Annotated in this window: 19 protein-coding genes; 7 read left to right on the top strand and 12 right to left on the bottom strand. The window is 41.9% G+C overall.

The features are described 5' to 3' along the window. Positions 1–184: 184 nt before the first annotated feature. From spoVAD to BLU58_RS03660, 3 genes are read right to left on the bottom strand one after another with little or no spacing between them, the layout of a single operon-like run. Entirely contained in the window at positions 185–1,207 is a 1,023-nt protein-coding gene (gene spoVAD / locus BLU58_RS03670) for a stage V sporulation protein AD (RefSeq protein WP_255404578.1), read from the bottom strand. A gap of 19 nt (positions 1,208–1,226) precedes the next feature. Then, positions 1,227–1,694 (bottom strand): stage V sporulation protein AC, encoded by a 468-nt coding sequence (gene spoVAC, locus BLU58_RS03665; RefSeq protein ID WP_093290874.1) that lies wholly within the window; start codon positions 1,692–1,694, stop codon positions 1,227–1,229. 55 nt (positions 1,695–1,749) lie between these two features. Continuing rightward, positions 1,750–2,106, bottom strand: a complete 357-nt coding sequence (locus tag BLU58_RS03660) for a YhjD family protein (protein WP_093290873.1) — start codon at positions 2,104–2,106, stop codon at positions 1,750–1,752. Between the two features lie 148 nt (positions 2,107–2,254). Between BLU58_RS03660 and BLU58_RS03655 the strand changes: the two genes are divergently transcribed. Then, positions 2,255–2,908 carry a class I SAM-dependent methyltransferase gene (locus BLU58_RS03655; protein ID WP_093290872.1) on the top strand — a complete coding sequence of 218 codons (654 nt, stop codon included), beginning with the start codon at positions 2,255–2,257 and terminating at the stop codon, positions 2,906–2,908. Positions 2,909–2,967: 59 nt separating this feature from the next. Here BLU58_RS03655 and BLU58_RS03650 read toward each other — a convergent pair whose 3' ends face one another. Both BLU58_RS03650 and BLU58_RS03645 read right to left on the bottom strand, forming a co-directional pair. Beyond that, positions 2,968–3,405 (bottom strand): CBS domain-containing protein, encoded by a 438-nt coding sequence (locus BLU58_RS03650; RefSeq protein WP_093290871.1) that lies wholly within the window; start codon positions 3,403–3,405, stop codon positions 2,968–2,970. Positions 3,406–3,460: 55 nt separating this feature from the next. Continuing rightward, positions 3,461–4,660, bottom strand: a complete 1,200-nt coding sequence (locus BLU58_RS03645; protein WP_093290870.1) for a M20 metallopeptidase family protein — start codon at positions 4,658–4,660, stop codon at positions 3,461–3,463. 111 nt (positions 4,661–4,771) lie between these two features. On the opposite strand from BLU58_RS03645, the gene BLU58_RS03640 reads away from it, so the two are divergent. Beyond that, positions 4,772–5,119 (top strand): YugN family protein, encoded by a 348-nt coding sequence (locus BLU58_RS03640; protein ID WP_093290869.1) that lies wholly within the window; start codon positions 4,772–4,774, stop codon positions 5,117–5,119. Between the two features lie 118 nt (positions 5,120–5,237). Here BLU58_RS03640 and BLU58_RS03635 read toward each other — a convergent pair whose 3' ends face one another. Together BLU58_RS03635 and BLU58_RS03630 are read right to left on the bottom strand one after the other, a co-directional pair. Beyond that, positions 5,238–5,591 carry an Asp23/Gls24 family envelope stress response protein gene (locus BLU58_RS03635; RefSeq protein ID WP_093290868.1) on the bottom strand — a complete coding sequence of 118 codons (354 nt, stop codon included), beginning with the start codon at positions 5,589–5,591 and terminating at the stop codon, positions 5,238–5,240. Positions 5,592–5,726: 135 nt separating this feature from the next. Beyond that, positions 5,727–6,542: an NYN domain-containing protein gene (locus BLU58_RS03630; RefSeq protein WP_093290867.1), complete on the bottom strand. Its 816-nt coding sequence runs from the start codon at positions 6,540–6,542 to the stop codon at positions 5,727–5,729. Positions 6,543–6,776: 234 nt separating this feature from the next. Here BLU58_RS03630 and cax point away from each other — a divergent pair, with 234 nt between their 5' ends. Together cax and BLU58_RS03620 are read left to right on the top strand one after the other, a co-directional pair. Then, the gene (cax, locus tag BLU58_RS03625) at positions 6,777–7,850 is read left to right on the top strand and encodes a calcium/proton exchanger (RefSeq protein WP_093290866.1); all 1,074 of its coding nucleotides are present in this window, start codon (positions 6,777–6,779) and stop codon (positions 7,848–7,850) included. A gap of 159 nt (positions 7,851–8,009) precedes the next feature. After that, positions 8,010–8,255: a hypothetical protein gene (locus BLU58_RS03620; RefSeq protein WP_093290865.1), complete on the top strand. Its 246-nt coding sequence runs from the start codon at positions 8,010–8,012 to the stop codon at positions 8,253–8,255. Between the two features lie 56 nt (positions 8,256–8,311). Here BLU58_RS03620 and BLU58_RS03615 read toward each other — a convergent pair whose 3' ends face one another. Further along, positions 8,312–8,590: an Fpa/YlaN family protein gene (locus tag BLU58_RS03615; RefSeq protein ID WP_072333558.1), complete on the bottom strand. Its 279-nt coding sequence runs from the start codon at positions 8,588–8,590 to the stop codon at positions 8,312–8,314. A 168-nt stretch (positions 8,591–8,758) separates the two neighbouring features. Between BLU58_RS03615 and BLU58_RS03610 the strand changes: the two genes are divergently transcribed. Continuing rightward, positions 8,759–9,112, top strand: coding sequence for a molybdopterin-binding protein (locus tag BLU58_RS03610; RefSeq protein WP_093290942.1), 354 nt, complete (start codon positions 8,759–8,761; stop codon positions 9,110–9,112). A gap of 90 nt (positions 9,113–9,202) precedes the next feature. Then, the gene (locus BLU58_RS03605) at positions 9,203–10,261 is read left to right on the top strand and encodes a hypothetical protein (RefSeq protein WP_093290864.1); all 1,059 of its coding nucleotides are present in this window, start codon (positions 9,203–9,205) and stop codon (positions 10,259–10,261) included. Between the two features lie 16 nt (positions 10,262–10,277). On the opposite strand, the gene BLU58_RS03600 is transcribed toward BLU58_RS03605, so the two are convergent. Together BLU58_RS03600 and BLU58_RS03595 are read right to left on the bottom strand one after the other, a co-directional pair. Then, a complete protein-coding gene (locus BLU58_RS03600; protein WP_093290863.1) occupies positions 10,278–11,318 on the bottom strand; it encodes a M42 family metallopeptidase in 1,041 nt (346 codons plus the stop codon). 79 nt (positions 11,319–11,397) lie between these two features. Then, entirely contained in the window at positions 11,398–12,522 is a 1,125-nt protein-coding gene (locus tag BLU58_RS03595) for an aminopeptidase (RefSeq protein WP_093290862.1), read from the bottom strand. Between the two features lie 149 nt (positions 12,523–12,671). Here BLU58_RS03595 and BLU58_RS03590 point away from each other — a divergent pair, with 149 nt between their 5' ends. Then, the gene (locus tag BLU58_RS03590; RefSeq protein WP_093290861.1) at positions 12,672–13,169 is read left to right on the top strand and encodes a GAF domain-containing protein; all 498 of its coding nucleotides are present in this window, start codon (positions 12,672–12,674) and stop codon (positions 13,167–13,169) included. A 59-nt stretch (positions 13,170–13,228) separates the two neighbouring features. Here the strand turns inward: BLU58_RS03590 and BLU58_RS03585 are convergent, their stop codons facing one another. Then, positions 13,229–15,022, bottom strand: a complete 1,794-nt coding sequence (locus BLU58_RS03585; RefSeq protein WP_093290860.1) for a N,N-dimethylformamidase beta subunit family domain-containing protein — start codon at positions 15,020–15,022, stop codon at positions 13,229–13,231. A gap of 150 nt (positions 15,023–15,172) precedes the next feature. Then, the gene (locus BLU58_RS03580; protein WP_176786483.1) at positions 15,173–15,595 is read right to left on the bottom strand and encodes an NUDIX hydrolase; all 423 of its coding nucleotides are present in this window, start codon (positions 15,593–15,595) and stop codon (positions 15,173–15,175) included. Between the last annotated feature and the right edge of the window lie 58 nt (positions 15,596–15,653).

Raw genomic sequence — 15,653 nt, 5'->3', positions numbered from 1 at the left:
TCTGAGTCGTGGTGCAACTAGTTAAGAGATATGTTCGTGATGAAGGAGCGATTTCCTGTAGATTTAAAATGTTAGAAATGAAAAGCTTCGGACAAGTAGGACATTGCCACAAAACGCCCTTGTTACGAAGGACTGCGCTAAGCAGGTTCACTAAAATCGCAGTAATGAGATCCATACTCCTAAATCAAAAAGATAGCGCATCTGACTCGAATGCAACAGCATGAGCAACACAAGGAATAGGCTCTCCTTGTTGATAGGAAATAGGTGATAGTAGAGCACCCGTTGCAACAACTAGGATACGGTGAAGGTTGCCTCTTTCTATCTCTTTCATAAGGTGTCCATAGGTTACGCACGCACTAGAGGCACATCCGCTTGCTCCAGCAAACTGTTCTTGTTCCTCACTGTAGATCATCATGCCACAATCCCGAAATCGCTCGCCCATTTGATATCCTTCATTCATCAGTAATTCTCTAGCAATCGGATGCCCTACTGATGCCAGATCGCCGGTTACGATGAGATCATAATCACTTGGCTTTCTTCCGGTATCTTGAAAGTGAGTCGTGATAGTATTTGCAGCGGCGGGGGCCATGGCTGAACCCATGTCAAACGGATTTTTTACACCCAGATCCATCACCTTGCCTACTGTAGCATGTGTGATACAAGGGCCATCCCCTCCGATCCCCACAACCCCGGCTCCAGCCCCCGTTACAGTCCACTGAGCCGTATCAGGCTTCTGGCCACCAAACTCCGTTGGGAATCGGTACTGTTTCTCTGCAGTGCAGTTATGACTACTCACCCCTGCTACTGCATACTGAACAAATCCTGCATCTACTAAAGAGGTTGCTAGGAGCAAAGATAACATAGAAGTTGAACATGCACCATAAACACCCATAAATGGAATTTGTGTCGTCTGAGCAGAAAAGGAGGCTGTAATATTTTGATTCAACAAGTCTCCAGCGAGATACGCCCCGATTTGCTGTGTGTTAAGTCCCGCCTTCTCAATCGCCATGTTTACGGCATCCTCTAATATTTTCCGCTCCGCTTTCTCCCACGTCTCTTGACCTGCATATAAATCATTGTGAATCAGGTCAAACTCTCTACCTAGGAGTCCTGCTCCTTCTTTCGGCCCCACTACAGCAGCACTTGATTGTAAGCGTACATCATTTAAAAATTGAAATGTACTTGATCCGATACATCGTTGGTGCACCATTCTCCCTCCTCTTTTCCTAGATAAACATCTTTACGATCAGCTGAATGAGACTTACTAAAAACGCGGAAACCACTCCAAAAGTAATAACGGCCCCTGCTATTTTAAACATATTACCTCCGACTCCCAGTACCCAGCCTTCTGATTTATGTTCCAATGCAGCTGATGCCATTGAATTGGCAAATCCTGTTACAGGAACCGCAGTCCCTGCTCCCGCCCATTGACCAATCGTGTCATATACTCCAAGCCCTGTTAATAAGCAGGACAGAAGTACCAAGGTGGCTACAGTCGTATTAGCCGCAGTTACAGGGTCCATGCCAAGATGGGCATATAATTTTCCTAGACCTTGACCGATCACACAGATCAATCCACCTACTAAAAATGCTTTAATACAATTCATAAATACCTTGGGTTTCGGTCTATATTTATCAGCTATTTGTTGATATTCATCTTCTAATTTCTTCTTTTTCTTTGATTGTTTATCCATTTATGTACACTCCTTCTATCTTCTTTTAGCCTGCACCCGAAACACAATTTTATTCCTACATCAAATACGTGTATGAACAAAATAACTGCTCACACTCCTTCTTCAACCATTCATTCAAAAGTCTATCCGTATACATATCATCTTGATGGAGGTACCTTACTTCTCGATATCCTAGCTTCGGTCTTACTGCTAGGACTCGTATCCCACATTGCTCTAATTCACGCTCTAAAAACTCCTTCTGCTGAAAAGCATGTTCCTCTAATCGTTTTAGCCATCCGTGGTATACATCCCTTAATTTCAGTGGAAATCTCGTCATCTTCCGTTGATCCGATTGAATAGTGAATAGAAATACCTCATATACCACATGTTGGTGAACCAAGTGTTGATGCCCAGTGGTTGTAAGAATCATCATAAACCAGCCTTTCTTATCTATCATCACCCATAGTTTTTACAGAAATAAAAAAAGTGATTCCTTTTTAGCTGAATCACTTTTCACGGGTCTAAATTTATTACATCATAATACATTTAAAAGTAGAAAACGTAAGCAAAGGAGACCTCAAATGAGTAGACTACGGGAATACTTTTTTTCGAATCACAATCATTTGGTTGACAAATGGGATCATTATTTAAACATTTATGAGAGACATTTCAGTCGATTTGTAAATAAAAAAATAAATGTATTAGAAATTGGAGTTTACCATGGTGGGTCTCTTCAAATGTGGAAAAATTACTTCGGTCCACAAGCCACCATATACGGCTTAGACATTTATGAAAAGTGCAAAGATCTGGTAGAAGAGCGAATCAATATCATAATAGGGGATCAAGGGGATCGAAATTTTTGGAAGGAAATAAAACCACACCTCCCTACATTCGATATCATCATTGATGATGGAGGACATCATATGCATCAACAAAAAATCACATTTGAAGAAATGTTTTCCGAGGTTTCACCTAATGGCATCTACCTCATCGAAGACATGCACACCAGCTACCTTACTCCCTATGGAGGAGGTAAGAATAGTAAGGAAAATTTTATTAACTATACCAAAAATATAGTAGATTCTCTATATGGATGGCATAACGATGAAGTAGATCAATACACCACCTCGATTGGTTCCATGACTTACTACGATAGCATATTAGTAATCGAAAAGGAGCCTAGGCAAAAGCCCTTTACAATCAAATCAGGGGTCCCTACGATGACGTTTACGTAAGGAATAACTGGATATATGCAATAACTAAAAGCGATTCCCGTAGAAGGAATCGCTTTTAGTTATTGCATATATCCGTGATCTGTATTATGTGAAATCTCGTTTAGTGCTTCACTTGCTTCATTCATATACGGCATGTGGACTGCTAAGTCTCCCAATGAAACCACTCCAACCAGGATCTCATTCTCCACAATAGGTAAACGGCGAACCTGATAATCAGCCATTAGCAATGCTACATCATCGACAGACATATCTGGACTTCCCGTTACAAGCTCATCCGACATTACTTCCCCGATTTGGCTTGAATTCGGACGCTTCTCCGCAATACCACGAATGACTAAATCTCGATCCGTAACCACTCCACAAATCTTTCCATTCTCACAGACAGGGATAATACCCACATCATTTTGTCTCATCATGAGGGCTGCTTCATAGAGACTGTCGTCCGGTGAAAGAACTTGAAGATCCGTTGACATGATACTCCGAACTGGACTACTCATAGGAAAAACTCCTTTTATAATGGGAATATTCCCAAGTAGTCTCTCCAGTCTCTACTTATTCCATACACTCCGCTAATTCAGCGCGACTCCTTTCCTTCTGCAAAAACCGAAGCGCTACAGTTGCGAGTAATTCCATGCCGATTTTCATGCTTTCCTCATCGAGATCGAAATGAGGATGGTGATGGGAACCCAAATATTGTTCAGGATTACCACATCCCACGAAGCAGAAGGCGCCAGGTACCTTTTGGAGGAAATAAGAAAAGTCTTCGCCGGGAGCAATCGGTTCTGTTTCGATAACTCCCTGATGGCCCACTACATCCAATGCGACACTTCGGACTAACTCTGTCGGTTCTGGATGATTTATAACGGCTGGGTAGCCATTTACATAAGTAAGTTTGCACTCTGCTCCAAACGATTTCCCGATTCCTTGGCACATCTGATCCAGCTTTACAACAATCGAATCACGAACGTCCACATCAAATGTCCGAACGGTTCCTAAAATCCGGCAACTATCTGGAATCACATTGTGAGAATCGCCCGCCTCTATCTTACAAACTGAAATCACGGCTGCTTTTTGTGGATCAATCTGTCTACTTACAATACTCTGCAATTGAATAACAAGATGAGAGGCAATCACGATCGGATCTATACATTGATGAGGGATTCCGGCGTGTCCACCTTTTCCTTGAATTTCGATCGTAAAGTTATCAGCTGCCGCCATCAACTCTCCCGATCGCGTTCCGATCGTCCCGGTTGGACTAGTAGCCCAGAGATGTAGGGCAAATATACCGTCCACCTGATCCACAATCCCTTCTTGCACCATCGCAATCGCCCCACCTGGTGGTAATTCCTCAGCTGGTTGAAAAATGAACAACACTTGCCCTTCTAACTCGTCTTTCATTTGAGACAGGATTTCGGCTACTCCAAGCAAGGTAGCAGTATGTCCATCATGTCCGCAAGCATGCATTACTCCCGGAACGGTCGATCGATATACAGAATCTTTTGCATCTTCAATCGGTAATGCATCCATATCCGCTCGAAGAGCCACAGTAGGTCCCAGTTTCGATCCCTGTAAAAAGCCCGTCACTCCATGTAAACCACCCACCCGTGTCCTCACTTCTAAGCCCAGATCTGCTAAATGTTTCGCTACAAGGGCAGCTGTCTGCTCCTCTTGGTAAGAAAGCTCGGGATGTTGATGTAGGTGTCTACGTATTCCTACGATTTTTGGATATACTTTCTCTATCATCTGTTTCATAATCCATTTCCCCTCCAGATTTTCCAACTAAAAATGGTATTTGGTTGCACGATGATCTCCTTCATATTATCATTGGGATGTCAGTAGTGCATTGCAAAGGAGGTACACACTATGTTTTTTCATGATTCGAAAACAAAAGGAGTCCAAAAGGATTTCAAAGACCTAGAAGCCATCATGTCTGGACTCGGATTCTTCCGCGGAGCTTGGGATTACACGAAGGCAACGTACGATATAAAGTATACGGTCGATGAGGTGGATTACTATCTACGTCTTCGTGCTGTCGTGGTGAATAAAAAACAATTAGAGAACCCAAAGGCCCGTCTAGAACTAGATATTCCCTACTTCGTACGTCACTTCTTCCCACATGGAATGGATGAAAATTCTGAAATTCCAGCAGAGTTAACAGAAGAAGTAAACCAAAAGGTAGCCGAACTCGAACATGCTCTTGCGAGTGCGTAGACTTCTAGTCCTCTACATATCCACATCCATTTAGAGCAAATAACAAAGGAGATGCCTTTTGATGATAGGCCATCTCCTTTGTTATTTGCTGTTTCACAATCCAGTTGCTCAATATAGATTAAATAGTGTGGCTTTGGTAATCAACGCCTTCCACCTTTACATTTACTTGAACAACATGGAGTCCTGTCATATTCTCTACCGCTTCTTTTACTTCATATTGTAGCTCGCGACATACAGCGGGAATTTCTTTTCCATATTCAACAATTACGCGTAAATCGACTACTGTCTCGCGCTCTCCAACTTCCACATGTACTCCTTTGGTCAGGTTTTTGCCGCTTACTCGCTTGGCAAGCCCCTCTGTCATACCTGCAGACATACTGGAAATTCCAGGAATCTTGCTAGCTGTCATCCCAGCTATGACCGCCACTACATCATCGGCAATTCGAATGATTCCACCGTTAGCTTCAGTCATAAAAGACACCCCTGTGACAATACATAGATAGTAACCATAACAAATTAGAGTTTTCGCTCTCGTTTCTTTATTGTAGCATACAGGGTCTTTGAAAAGAAGAGAGAACCATTTCATGTTATTTCTACAGAAATCCTTTTAACTAACTTTATATCCTGCGATCTTTACAATCATCTGAACCTGTGGATGTGTAAGGTTTACTTTATACCCGTAAAAGATCTTTTCATCAATCTCAATTTCATAAGGAAGAAGATATTTCCCTTTTACTAATCGAGTAAATAAGTGGTTCGATTCTAATTCACTTAGACTAAACTTTCGTGCTAAGTCATTCTTAATCCAAGTACTACCATAACTCTTACCGATATTATTTGGATCTCGATACCACTCGTAAATTTGCAACACGGCATTGTGCATAATGCGATCGATTTGCGCGTAGTCATTCATCTTTTCAATATTAATGAACTCCAGGATATTGTGTGACTGATCACAGAACTCTTGAATCTGTGATGATTTCGATAAACTCTCATCCCACAAACTAAACAACTCCACTTTTTTCCCTTTTGACCACAGACGATCTAAAAGTGGAATCATATCCTGGTCGGCACTAACAATTACAAAGGTTGTGATCTCTGGAATTTGGTACAGCACCTCCATCGCATCTAAACAAAGTTGGATATCTGCTGCATTTTTTCTTTCCTTACCCTCACGACCATTTCCATAAACTTGGTTTACGTGTACTCGTTTCTTTTGCAAACTCATCATCGATAGATCCATCTGTTCAAAGTCGGCATATGCTTCCATCATACGAATGGAATCTTTCCCATAATACTCTTGTAGGCGCAAAAATAAATTATGATGTATCTCAGGATGATCTGGATCCATGTGATACTTCTTTAATCCATAGTACACATTCTCTAAATCTATAAATATGGCGGTATCCCTTGTAAACTCCATTTGTCCCCCTCCTTTCCAAATTTTAGCATGATGCAATATTTCGCTTAAAAGTTGGATTTTCCTGCTTAAATACTAGGCACATCAAGCCTACAGCCTTCTTGTGTCTTTGACAAATTTTCTGTCATCCGTATCCATAGTTTGAACCAACTTCAACAGATTATGACAAAATCCAGATTCATACATGTCTAATTTGTAGATAAATCGCTCATTCTAACATAGAAAGGTGTGGATTTTGTGAACAAAAAAATTTGGTATCCATTACTAGCTGTATTTACATTATTGAGTGCTTGGGCTCATTTTTATACCTCCATTCAACCATTACAATTTGGTACAGCTTGTTTATCATTGCTTATATGGGCAGCCCTTCTAGGAAAAGCAACCGAAAGTGTAGCACATTATGCGGGTGAACGAATTGGAGGATTTCTCAATGCCACGTTTGGTAATGCCGCGGAACTGATTATCGCCATCTTCCTCGTAAAAGAGGGTTTATTTGATATGGTAAAAGCGAGCATCACCGGTTCGATCATCGGGAACCTATTACTTGTACTAGGCTTATCCATGTTCATGGGCGGTGTAAAGTATAAGACGCAAAACTTCAACCCTATCTTAGCTGGGCATAATGCCTCTCTCATGATGCTTGCCGTCATCGCACTCTTTGTCCCGGCAGCTTTTTTAACAGATCCTAAGCGTGTTACAGCGGAGGAAGACATCACAGTTAGCGTCATCATCGCCGTGGCTCTCATTCTCGCCTATATTTTATGGCTCATCTTTTCCTTAATTACGCATCGGAAAGAACTAGGTGCATCGATTGATGGCATGGTCGATGGGATTGAAGATAAAGAGCATGCGATCTGGTCAAAATGGGGATCGATCCTTGTACTCGTCATCTCCACCACCTTTGTTGCGATTCAATCCGAATGGTTGGTGCATAGCGTCCAGTCTGTCGCACATGCACTGGGTTGGACCGAAATGTTTGTGGGTGCGTTCCTCATTGCCATCATCGGAAATGCCGCTGAACATAGTGCCGCCATCTTTTTAGCGATGAAAAACCGTATGGGAGCTGCTGTAGAAATCGCCATCGGCAGTAGTTTACAAATTGCCTTATTCGTCGCTCCTATGCTTGTATTCATTAGCCTACTATTCAACCGCCCCATGGATCTTGTCTTTACCAACTACGAAGTGGCCGCCGTTGCTGTATCTGCCTTCATTGCCTCCTCCGTATCACGGGATGGCTCTACCAACTGGTACGAAGGCACCTTATTGTTACTGGTATATGTGATTTTAGGAACTGTATTTTTTATTGTTTAGAGTGAAAACAATAGACGATTTCATTTTCAAAAGGAACCACTTCACATCATGGATCATATGTGAAGTGGTTCCTTTTTCTTTTCTATAGGACCTTGCAGGAAATAGCACCTTCCACGGAAAAACATATTAAAATACAGAATTTGGAAAGGAGTAACAAAGATGACAGTTTGGATCTATCAACGTCAAATCGAAGACCTACACATCGAGATCGAACGACTCGAAAAAAAAGAAAGAGAAAAACAAAACGATTTTCAAATGGCCACTCGCCGTGGAGATGAGCCATTAGCACGTCAAACACGCCAAGAGCAATTACGTTTAAATGATCAAATTCGACAATTGAAAAGGGAGCTAATCCAAACCGAACGGGCATTATGGAAAGCGCAGCAGATGGAACAATTTAAATAAAAAAACAGCCTATGAGTTTGATACTCAAAGGCTGATATTTTCTATACTTAATATCATTACGGCATAATAAGACTAAATAAATCCGCTAATTTCCGTTCCAAATCATTAATGATTTGCTGACCTTGTTCACGATTGATCATACCAGCGCGAACAGCAAAATCGATTTGACGAGAAAGCCCGAACATCTGCATATTCATCACTTCTTCATAAAGTGGACACTTAGGTAGAGCTAGGTGTTCTAACTGAACCGCAATCAACTGCTCAATCTTAGAAGCATCACTCCTAAGGATTTCGAGCGCTTTTGCATTTAAATCGGTCTGTGTCGGTGTGGTCATTTCTACGCCCCCCATCGACCGTTCCACACGGGGTACGGTACTTCTTCAACATGTATGCTAGAACTAGTTTATCATGAAGAGTGGTAGATTTGCAAAATGAGTTGGAAGAAAAGAAGATTTTATATATATAATAGGGAGAATGTACCATAGAGATTGGGTGATGATGAGATGATTATTCAAATAAAGGGAGATACCAACTTTACTATTAATATAGATCCAGGAGTTTGGATCTTTGACGAACGACGATTCCCGATCGAACCAAATAGCCTCGGGATGGCTCTTCGTCCATTTCTGCTTAATGCTGAACCAAAAGAAGATGTACATACCGCCCTTATTCATCGCAGAGATGGCGAGAAAATAAGCCTTTCATACGAAGAAATCCTTGATTCCTATCTATGTTTTGCAATTGATGGAAAGCCTCTGAGCGAAAAACAAGGTGGGCCTGCTCTTCTCTATCTAAGAAATCAAGATCATGACCAACCAATCGACTCCATACAGACCATTGAAATGATAAGCTCTTAACATTTACAGATAGTAGGCGAACGCACAGGCGGAGAAAGGGATAACGCATAGGCTGTAGCATTCTGAATGTTTTAGAAGGGAGAATGCTACATGGCCACTTTTATAGACTGCATCAGGTACAAAAAACAAATTTCTCCTGCCATTTTACGGAATGAGAGTGTGCATGCGATTGGGGTGGGATACGCTAACCCTCAAAAACCATCACTAGGGGCTTGTATTATTACCTATATCGACAAGAGCCTCTCCATGCGGAAACAGTCCTCAATGACATCCTCCTTCAGAGCAAAGCTAGGTATACCCGCTCGTATTCCTGTACTTTTCGAACGAGTGGGGAGATTTCAACATCATGCTGCCAAACCTCTGAATCAAACGAGAATCCGTCCTATTCCTGGGGGAGTAAGCATTAGCTCAGACGAACCCATTGCCGGAACGGCCGGGATTATCGTTACCAACTTCCCTAAATCCAAACATTTATATGTATTTAGCAATAAACATATACTTGTTCCCGAAAGACCAGGAGCGACTAACTCTACCTATCAACCGGGAGTATACGATCGAGGAAGAGCAAGAATAAACAGGATCGGAAAATTGTTTCAATATACAGAACCGATAGCAGATATTAACTATGTAGACGCTGCGCTGGCGAGACCTAGACAAAATAGACTCCTAGACCCGAGATACCTTTTAGGAAATACAGGTCAAAAAATCGTTGTACCTGGGCATCTCATTTCCTGTTGTGTAGGGATGAATTTGATCAAAACAGGACGGACAACTGGTTTTCGAAGAGGAAACATTCGATCTGTCCATACAGACGTACTTGTAGATGGAGAGGTGGTATTTGTGGATCAAATCGTTGTAACCAGACATCGACAAGTAGTTGGAAAAGCTGGAGATTCAGGTTCTGTCTGGCTACAAGATCGAGATCACTATGCTGCCGCTGTAGAATATGCAGGAACGACGGATGGCAGAATCTCCGTTTGCTTTCCTTTCCATTGGGTGAGCCAAGTATTTGGAATCAGAGTGGCTGTCCCTACACCAAACGGAGGATTTCGGGCAGGAGTGACCAAAGGGAGAATGAATCGGCCTGACTGTACTCTCCCTCTTACAAAAACTCAGCTAAAACAAATTCAAGTGATAAATGCTTCCTAAAAAATCCCGACGTTTTTTACAATGACTCTGTTTCCAAGTACTTGTTTAAAAGTTGATATGTAGCTTGTAGAGAGTCTCGATGAGTACGCTCAAATGCGTGGGAAGCATCCACACCAGGACCGATGAGGGCATGCATAACATCTTCTCCTGCTTTTAAAGCTGCACCTGCATCTGAACCATAAAATGGATACAAATCAATCTGATACGGAATCTTGTACTCTTTTGCTAACTTCACTAATTTCCTACGAAGTTCGTAATTATACGGCCCTACCCCATCCATAGCACAAATCGAAACCGTAAACTCATCTGTACTCTGTCCTTCGCCAATCGCACCCATATCAACAGCCAAGAACTCTCTCACCTGAGCTGGAATATTAGAATTAGCGCCGAAGCCAACTTCTTCAAAGGTACCGATTTGAATATGAGTTGTATGAGGTAGCACGATTCCTTGCTTCTTCATCTCGAGCACTAGCTCAATCAACACAGCCACACTTGCTTTATCATCTAAATGCCTCGTTTTGATAAATCCAGTCTCTAATTCCTCATAATTTGGATCAAATGTAATAAAGTCTCCCACCTGAATCCCTAACTGTTCTACATCCTCTTTACTCTGAACCTTCACATCCAGACGGACGGCCATCGTGTGTTGCTCTCTTTTCGTATCTGCTTCTGGATTTACATGCACGGAAGGATTGGTTGCAAGAATGGTTCCGCGGATTTCTTTTCCATCTTCTGTATGAACAGTGCAGTAGACTCCATCGATAGCGAACCATCCAAAGCCTCCGATTTTCATAAGAGCAAGCTTACCATCGCTTCTGATTTCTTTCACCATGGCACCAAGGGTGTCCACATGTGCCGTTACGAATCGATGGACTTCTTGATCCTTTCCGGGGATGGTTAGGGTAAGCGCTCCCTTTGCATTCCGTTTCATCTCCCAATGGGTCTGCTTCCATCGTTTCTCTACATAATCGATTGCAGAAGTAGGCCATCCTGTTGGGCTTGGAATATGTACTAGGTCTTTTATCGTAGATACAATTTGATCGATTGGAGTTGTCATTTTGTCTCTCTCCTTATGCAAATATATACGACAAAGAGAATCTCTCCAATTGAGGATTCTCTTTGTCGTATATAACCATTTACTTTAAGTTATTTGGATTTAGACCTTCTAGATCTTCGACCAGAAATAATCCATCTTTGCGGATTAACTCACCATCAAAATAGATTTCTCCCCCACCGTACTCAGGGCGTTGGATACAAACCATATCCCAGTGAATCGCAGAACGATTGGAGTTATCTGCCTCTTCATAAGCTTGGCCTGGTGTAAAGTGGAAGCTACCATTGATCTTCTCATCAAATAAGATATCTTTCATTGGGTGTGAGATGGATGGATTTACTCCAATCGCGAATTCGCCAATGAAACGGGAGCCTTCATCTGTGTCTAAAATTTCATTAAGCTTTAGCGTATTTGCATCAGAGTTCGCCGTCGCTTTTACAATTTTTCCGTTCTCAAACTCGAGGCGCACATTTTCAAATACTGTGCCTTGATAGAGAGTAGGAGCTGTAAAAGTGATGTAACCATTGACCGAATCTTTGACAGGGGCCGTATATACTTCGCCATCTGGCACATTGCATTCACCGGCACATTTGATAACCGGAATTCCTTTAATGGAAAAACGCAAATCTGTACCTTGTCCTTTAATTTCAACTAAATCAGCGTCTTCCATACGCTTTTGAAGTGGATTCATCGCCTCATCCATCTTCTTATAGTCCACATTACATACTTCAAAGTAGAAGTCCTCAAACTGCTCTGTACTCATCCCGGCAAGCTGTGCCATGGATTCATTTGGATAACGAAGTACAACCCAGCGAGTTTTCTTCACACGAATTTCAGAATGCACCTGATGATTAAACAAACGCATATACAATGACATGTTTTCTGCTGGCACATCACTAAGTTCATTGATGTTATTCGCCCCACGAATACCTATGTAGCAATCCATCTTACTCATGATCGTCTTCTGTATCTCGGTTACCTGTGTCATGTGGTCTTTACTTGTCCCCATTAGCACAGCACGTGTAACAGTGTGGTCGTTTAATTGGACATGCGGAAACCCACCTGCTTCATACACCTTCTGAATGATTTCTCGAATCAGATTGCGGTCGTCTCCAAACATATCAACCAAGACGTTGTCGCCCTTCTTCACTCGACAAGAGTGATTGACTAAAATATCAGCTAGTTTTGTAATACGTTCGTCGCGCATCATAAATCCCCTTCTCCATTGTTTAAATAAGTCCTATATGATAAAGATATTGTAACGGTCATTCCTTGTATTCACAAGGGCACAGATTAATTTTTTTCTGTCAAGCTAAAATATTTTTCGCATACAAACCGAAAAGGGAGGAATGGAAGATGTTTTCCTTTGAAATCACAGCCCATGATCGAAAAAATCAGTATCCCCTTATTCTAAAACAACTTCAACACCTGATCGAGGGAGAAACCGATTGGTTAGCAAACCTTTCGAATAGCGCAGCTCATCTCTTCCACACCCTCGGACAAGTCAACTGGGTCGGATTCTACTTACTAAAGCAAGATCAACTCGTACTAGGACCTTTTCAAGGGAAACCCGCTTGTGTACGAATCTCCACTGGAAAAGGGGTTTGTGGCACAGCAGTAGCTGAAAACAAAACCATACTCGTGCCAGATGTACACCAATTTTCGGGACATATCGCTTGTGACGCAGAAACAAAATCAGAAATCGTCATTCCCTTGCGATTTCAAGGAAGCATAATCGGGGTTTTAGATATTGATAGTCCTGAATTAGAGAGATTCGACGAAGAAGATCAAACTTATTTGGAACAATATGTAGATTATTTGATTAACCATACAGATTTAATATCGTTTCACTAACCCATTCAAAAAAAGAAGCGATTGATTTAGGCCAATGAACCTAATCAATCGCTCCCTTCTTACAATCCAGTAAAACGTTTTAGCACATTACGCAACATTTTTGATAAAACGGGATCGACCCACATAGAAGTCCCATATGTGGTGGAGCCGACTGAGTACACGCCTCCGCCTTTGGCATGATCATAGTAAACAATTTCTCCGCCACCTTTGCCCACTTCCATGCCCTTTTCTGTTTCGACCGGCAAGCTTCCGTCACTCCGTTGAAGTGGGTCTTCATCCGGATTAAGCCCTTTCGCAAGGAGAATCACATTTTTAGGTGAATGCGCATCTCGTTTATCCGTTTCGTGTCCGGAAGCAGGCCCTCTCGGACCTTCTTTTCCCATAAGATCTCCTTTTTTTACTCCCGTTCCTTCAAAAATCCAATGATCTGGATGTAAGACCCGATACGGAGCAAAGGTAGTGATACCCGGCGTGGTATAGCGCACTCCTAATAATCGCGACTCAGGTCGTTTCAAACTTCTCCAAGTCCCGCCCTTTTCACCATTCAACATATGCATTTCGTTATCCTTACGCACTTCCATCAGATCATTATTAATAACCATCTTCCAGTAGACGCCATTCCCGCAAAGATAGATCAGGTTCCCACCACGGTCTACAAATTTTTCAAGTTGATCATACATTTCCTTGGTCCAATATTCGTTATGGGTTTGAATACAGAGGGTCCCATATGAGTCCAACAGATGAGGGTTTTGATGAAAATCCATATCGCTATATAAATCAAACGGGATCTTCTCACGCTCAAACCAAGCAAACACATATCTCTCTCCGCTCGCAAGATGTGTAGGCTCTTGCCCTAGCATCGGAACCGGACGTCCTTCCGGATTTGGGCGTTGTGTGGTTACATACTGCGCAAACCTCGGGCCTATCTGATCGGGTAGATATCGTTGGAACCGTGGATTTCTCTTATATGTATATAATGACGCTCCACCCCAAGGATTATAGGCTTGCCATGTATTCGTAGCAGAAAGCATAGCGATACGCTTTTTCTTCGCTTCCGCAGTTACCTTCTCCTTCATTGGTTTAGGTCGAACAATCCAAGTGATATAAAATTCCCGTTTACTCTCATCCCATACCTTAGCCGCATACATCCCCGACTTCCAATCCTCTGGGATCGTAAATTCAAAACTCGTTTGCCAATGACATCCTTCTCGATATGCATAAGCTGGATAGTTTTGTACCGCCCCTTTTATTCCTGTTTTTTGATATAAAACTTTCTCTTCCAATCCAAATCGGCTAATTACTAGATTAAATTCTTTTTTCTTTGTATGAACCTTAAATTCTACCTTCTCTCCTGGCTCATAACTAATCTTTGGCGTATATCCTTCTATCGGGTGAGTATTTTCAATCATCTTCACTTCCGTCTGCCGAATTACTCTCTGATCGTAAATGGGGATTCCTTTTGCTTCTACTTTTAGTTCTGGATAGGAGTCATACTCTGGCGACAAAGCAATCGTTACAATCGAAACATCTTGTTCTTTCGAATACGCAACATGTGGATAATCCGCTTTTTTTTCTTTACTTAGCTTAATGGTGTTGGAAAACAAAATGTTATTCTTATGTCGTAATTCAATCAAACTCTGAGCCGGTGCCTGCCCCTTTACTTTAAACTGATATAATAATTGTTTTGCCTGAAAACTGGGCAATGACCCAGGTGTGGCTGGCGTAGCAACCGAGGAGGGGGTGGTCGTATTCGGAAAAAGTTCTTGTATTTTCGAAAGAAGCCATTTCCATTGCCATGCGATAATGGACAAAAATAATAAAGCAATGGATTTAATAATACTTCTCCTAGTCATGATCATAACACCTTATTTCTCGATTATTTAAACAAACATTCTAATATATCTGTAGTATATCATGAAAATACTTACAGGAAGAAGCGGTCTTATGGCAATTCTGTGCTCGAAAAGCCCTGGAAAACAAGATGTTATCCAAGGCAATCAGCTCTATTTTTGGAATTCTTTATAGACACGCTGAGCCCGGCGAATCTCTTCTTTCATCCACTCTGGAATCGTTGCTTGGTGCAAGCTATCAAGATCAAACCAATGATAAGAATCGTGCTCCTCACTGATCATGACCTCTCCACTCGGTTGGTGACAAGCAAACTTAATGATCATCATATGTTTTTCTTCCTGAATCTCATCGTAAATATACGCAGGGGCCACCACTTTTACGGATAAACTCACTTCCTCCTGTAACTCCCGCGATAATCCATCCATTAGTGATTCATCAGGTTCTAGTGTCCCCCCCGGAAAATCCCAGCCATGAGAATCTTTTGCGAGCCTCTCCTGCAATGACTTACGCAAAATCAACACACGATTTTGATCGAAGATAATTGCTTTTGCCACAACTTTATATGGCTTCATCATATGCATAATCCCCCACTTCACCTCCATCTTAGCGCACGATTCAACCTAGCGCAATCTA

Source organism: Thermoactinomyces sp. DSM 45892 (assembly GCF_900107305.1).
In the GTDB taxonomy this organism is placed as follows: domain Bacteria; phylum Bacillota; class Bacilli; order Thermoactinomycetales; family Thermoactinomycetaceae; genus Baia.
The sequence above is the reverse complement of the archived record's forward strand: the minus strand, read 5'-3'. Positions and strand labels throughout refer to the sequence as shown.

What these genes read in the sequence shown, in the direction of transcription:
- BLU58_RS03590 (WP_093290861.1), top strand. Translation starts at nt 12,672, where the DNA reads ATGTTTTCCTTTGAAATCACAGCCCATGATCGAAAAAATCAGTATCCC.
- BLU58_RS03595 (WP_093290862.1), bottom strand. Translation starts at nt 12,522, where the DNA reads ATGCGCGACGAACGTATTACAAAACTAGCTGATATTTTAGTCAATCAC.
- BLU58_RS03635 (WP_093290868.1), bottom strand. Translation starts at nt 5,591, where the DNA reads ATGACTGAAGCTAACGGTGGAATCATTCGAATTGCCGATGATGTAGTG.
- BLU58_RS03605 (WP_093290864.1), top strand. Translation starts at nt 9,203, where the DNA reads ATGGCCACTTTTATAGACTGCATCAGGTACAAAAAACAAATTTCTCCT.
- BLU58_RS03655 (WP_093290872.1), top strand. Translation starts at nt 2,255, where the DNA reads ATGAGTAGACTACGGGAATACTTTTTTTCGAATCACAATCATTTGGTT.
- BLU58_RS03585 (WP_093290860.1), bottom strand. Translation starts at nt 15,022, where the DNA reads ATGACTAGGAGAAGTATTATTAAATCCATTGCTTTATTATTTTTGTCC.
- BLU58_RS03600 (WP_093290863.1), bottom strand. Translation starts at nt 11,318, where the DNA reads ATGACAACTCCAATCGATCAAATTGTATCTACGATAAAAGACCTAGTA.
- spoVAC (WP_093290874.1), bottom strand. Translation starts at nt 1,694, where the DNA reads ATGGATAAACAATCAAAGAAAAAGAAGAAATTAGAAGATGAATATCAA.
- BLU58_RS03630 (WP_093290867.1), bottom strand. Translation starts at nt 6,542, where the DNA reads ATGGAGTTTACAAGGGATACCGCCATATTTATAGATTTAGAGAATGTG.
- BLU58_RS03640 (WP_093290869.1), top strand. Translation starts at nt 4,772, where the DNA reads ATGTTTTTTCATGATTCGAAAACAAAAGGAGTCCAAAAGGATTTCAAA.
- BLU58_RS03580 (WP_176786483.1), bottom strand. Translation starts at nt 15,595, where the DNA reads ATGATGAAGCCATATAAAGTTGTGGCAAAAGCAATTATCTTCGATCAA.
- BLU58_RS03620 (WP_093290865.1), top strand. Translation starts at nt 8,010, where the DNA reads ATGACAGTTTGGATCTATCAACGTCAAATCGAAGACCTACACATCGAG.
- BLU58_RS03645 (WP_093290870.1), bottom strand. Translation starts at nt 4,660, where the DNA reads ATGAAACAGATGATAGAGAAAGTATATCCAAAAATCGTAGGAATACGT.
- BLU58_RS03610 (WP_093290942.1), top strand. Translation starts at nt 8,759, where the DNA reads ATGATTATTCAAATAAAGGGAGATACCAACTTTACTATTAATATAGAT.
- BLU58_RS03615 (WP_072333558.1), bottom strand. Translation starts at nt 8,590, where the DNA reads ATGACCACACCGACACAGACCGATTTAAATGCAAAAGCGCTCGAAATC.
- BLU58_RS03650 (WP_093290871.1), bottom strand. Translation starts at nt 3,405, where the DNA reads ATGAGTAGTCCAGTTCGGAGTATCATGTCAACGGATCTTCAAGTTCTT.
- BLU58_RS03660 (WP_093290873.1), bottom strand. Translation starts at nt 2,106, where the DNA reads ATGATGATTCTTACAACCACTGGGCATCAACACTTGGTTCACCAACAT.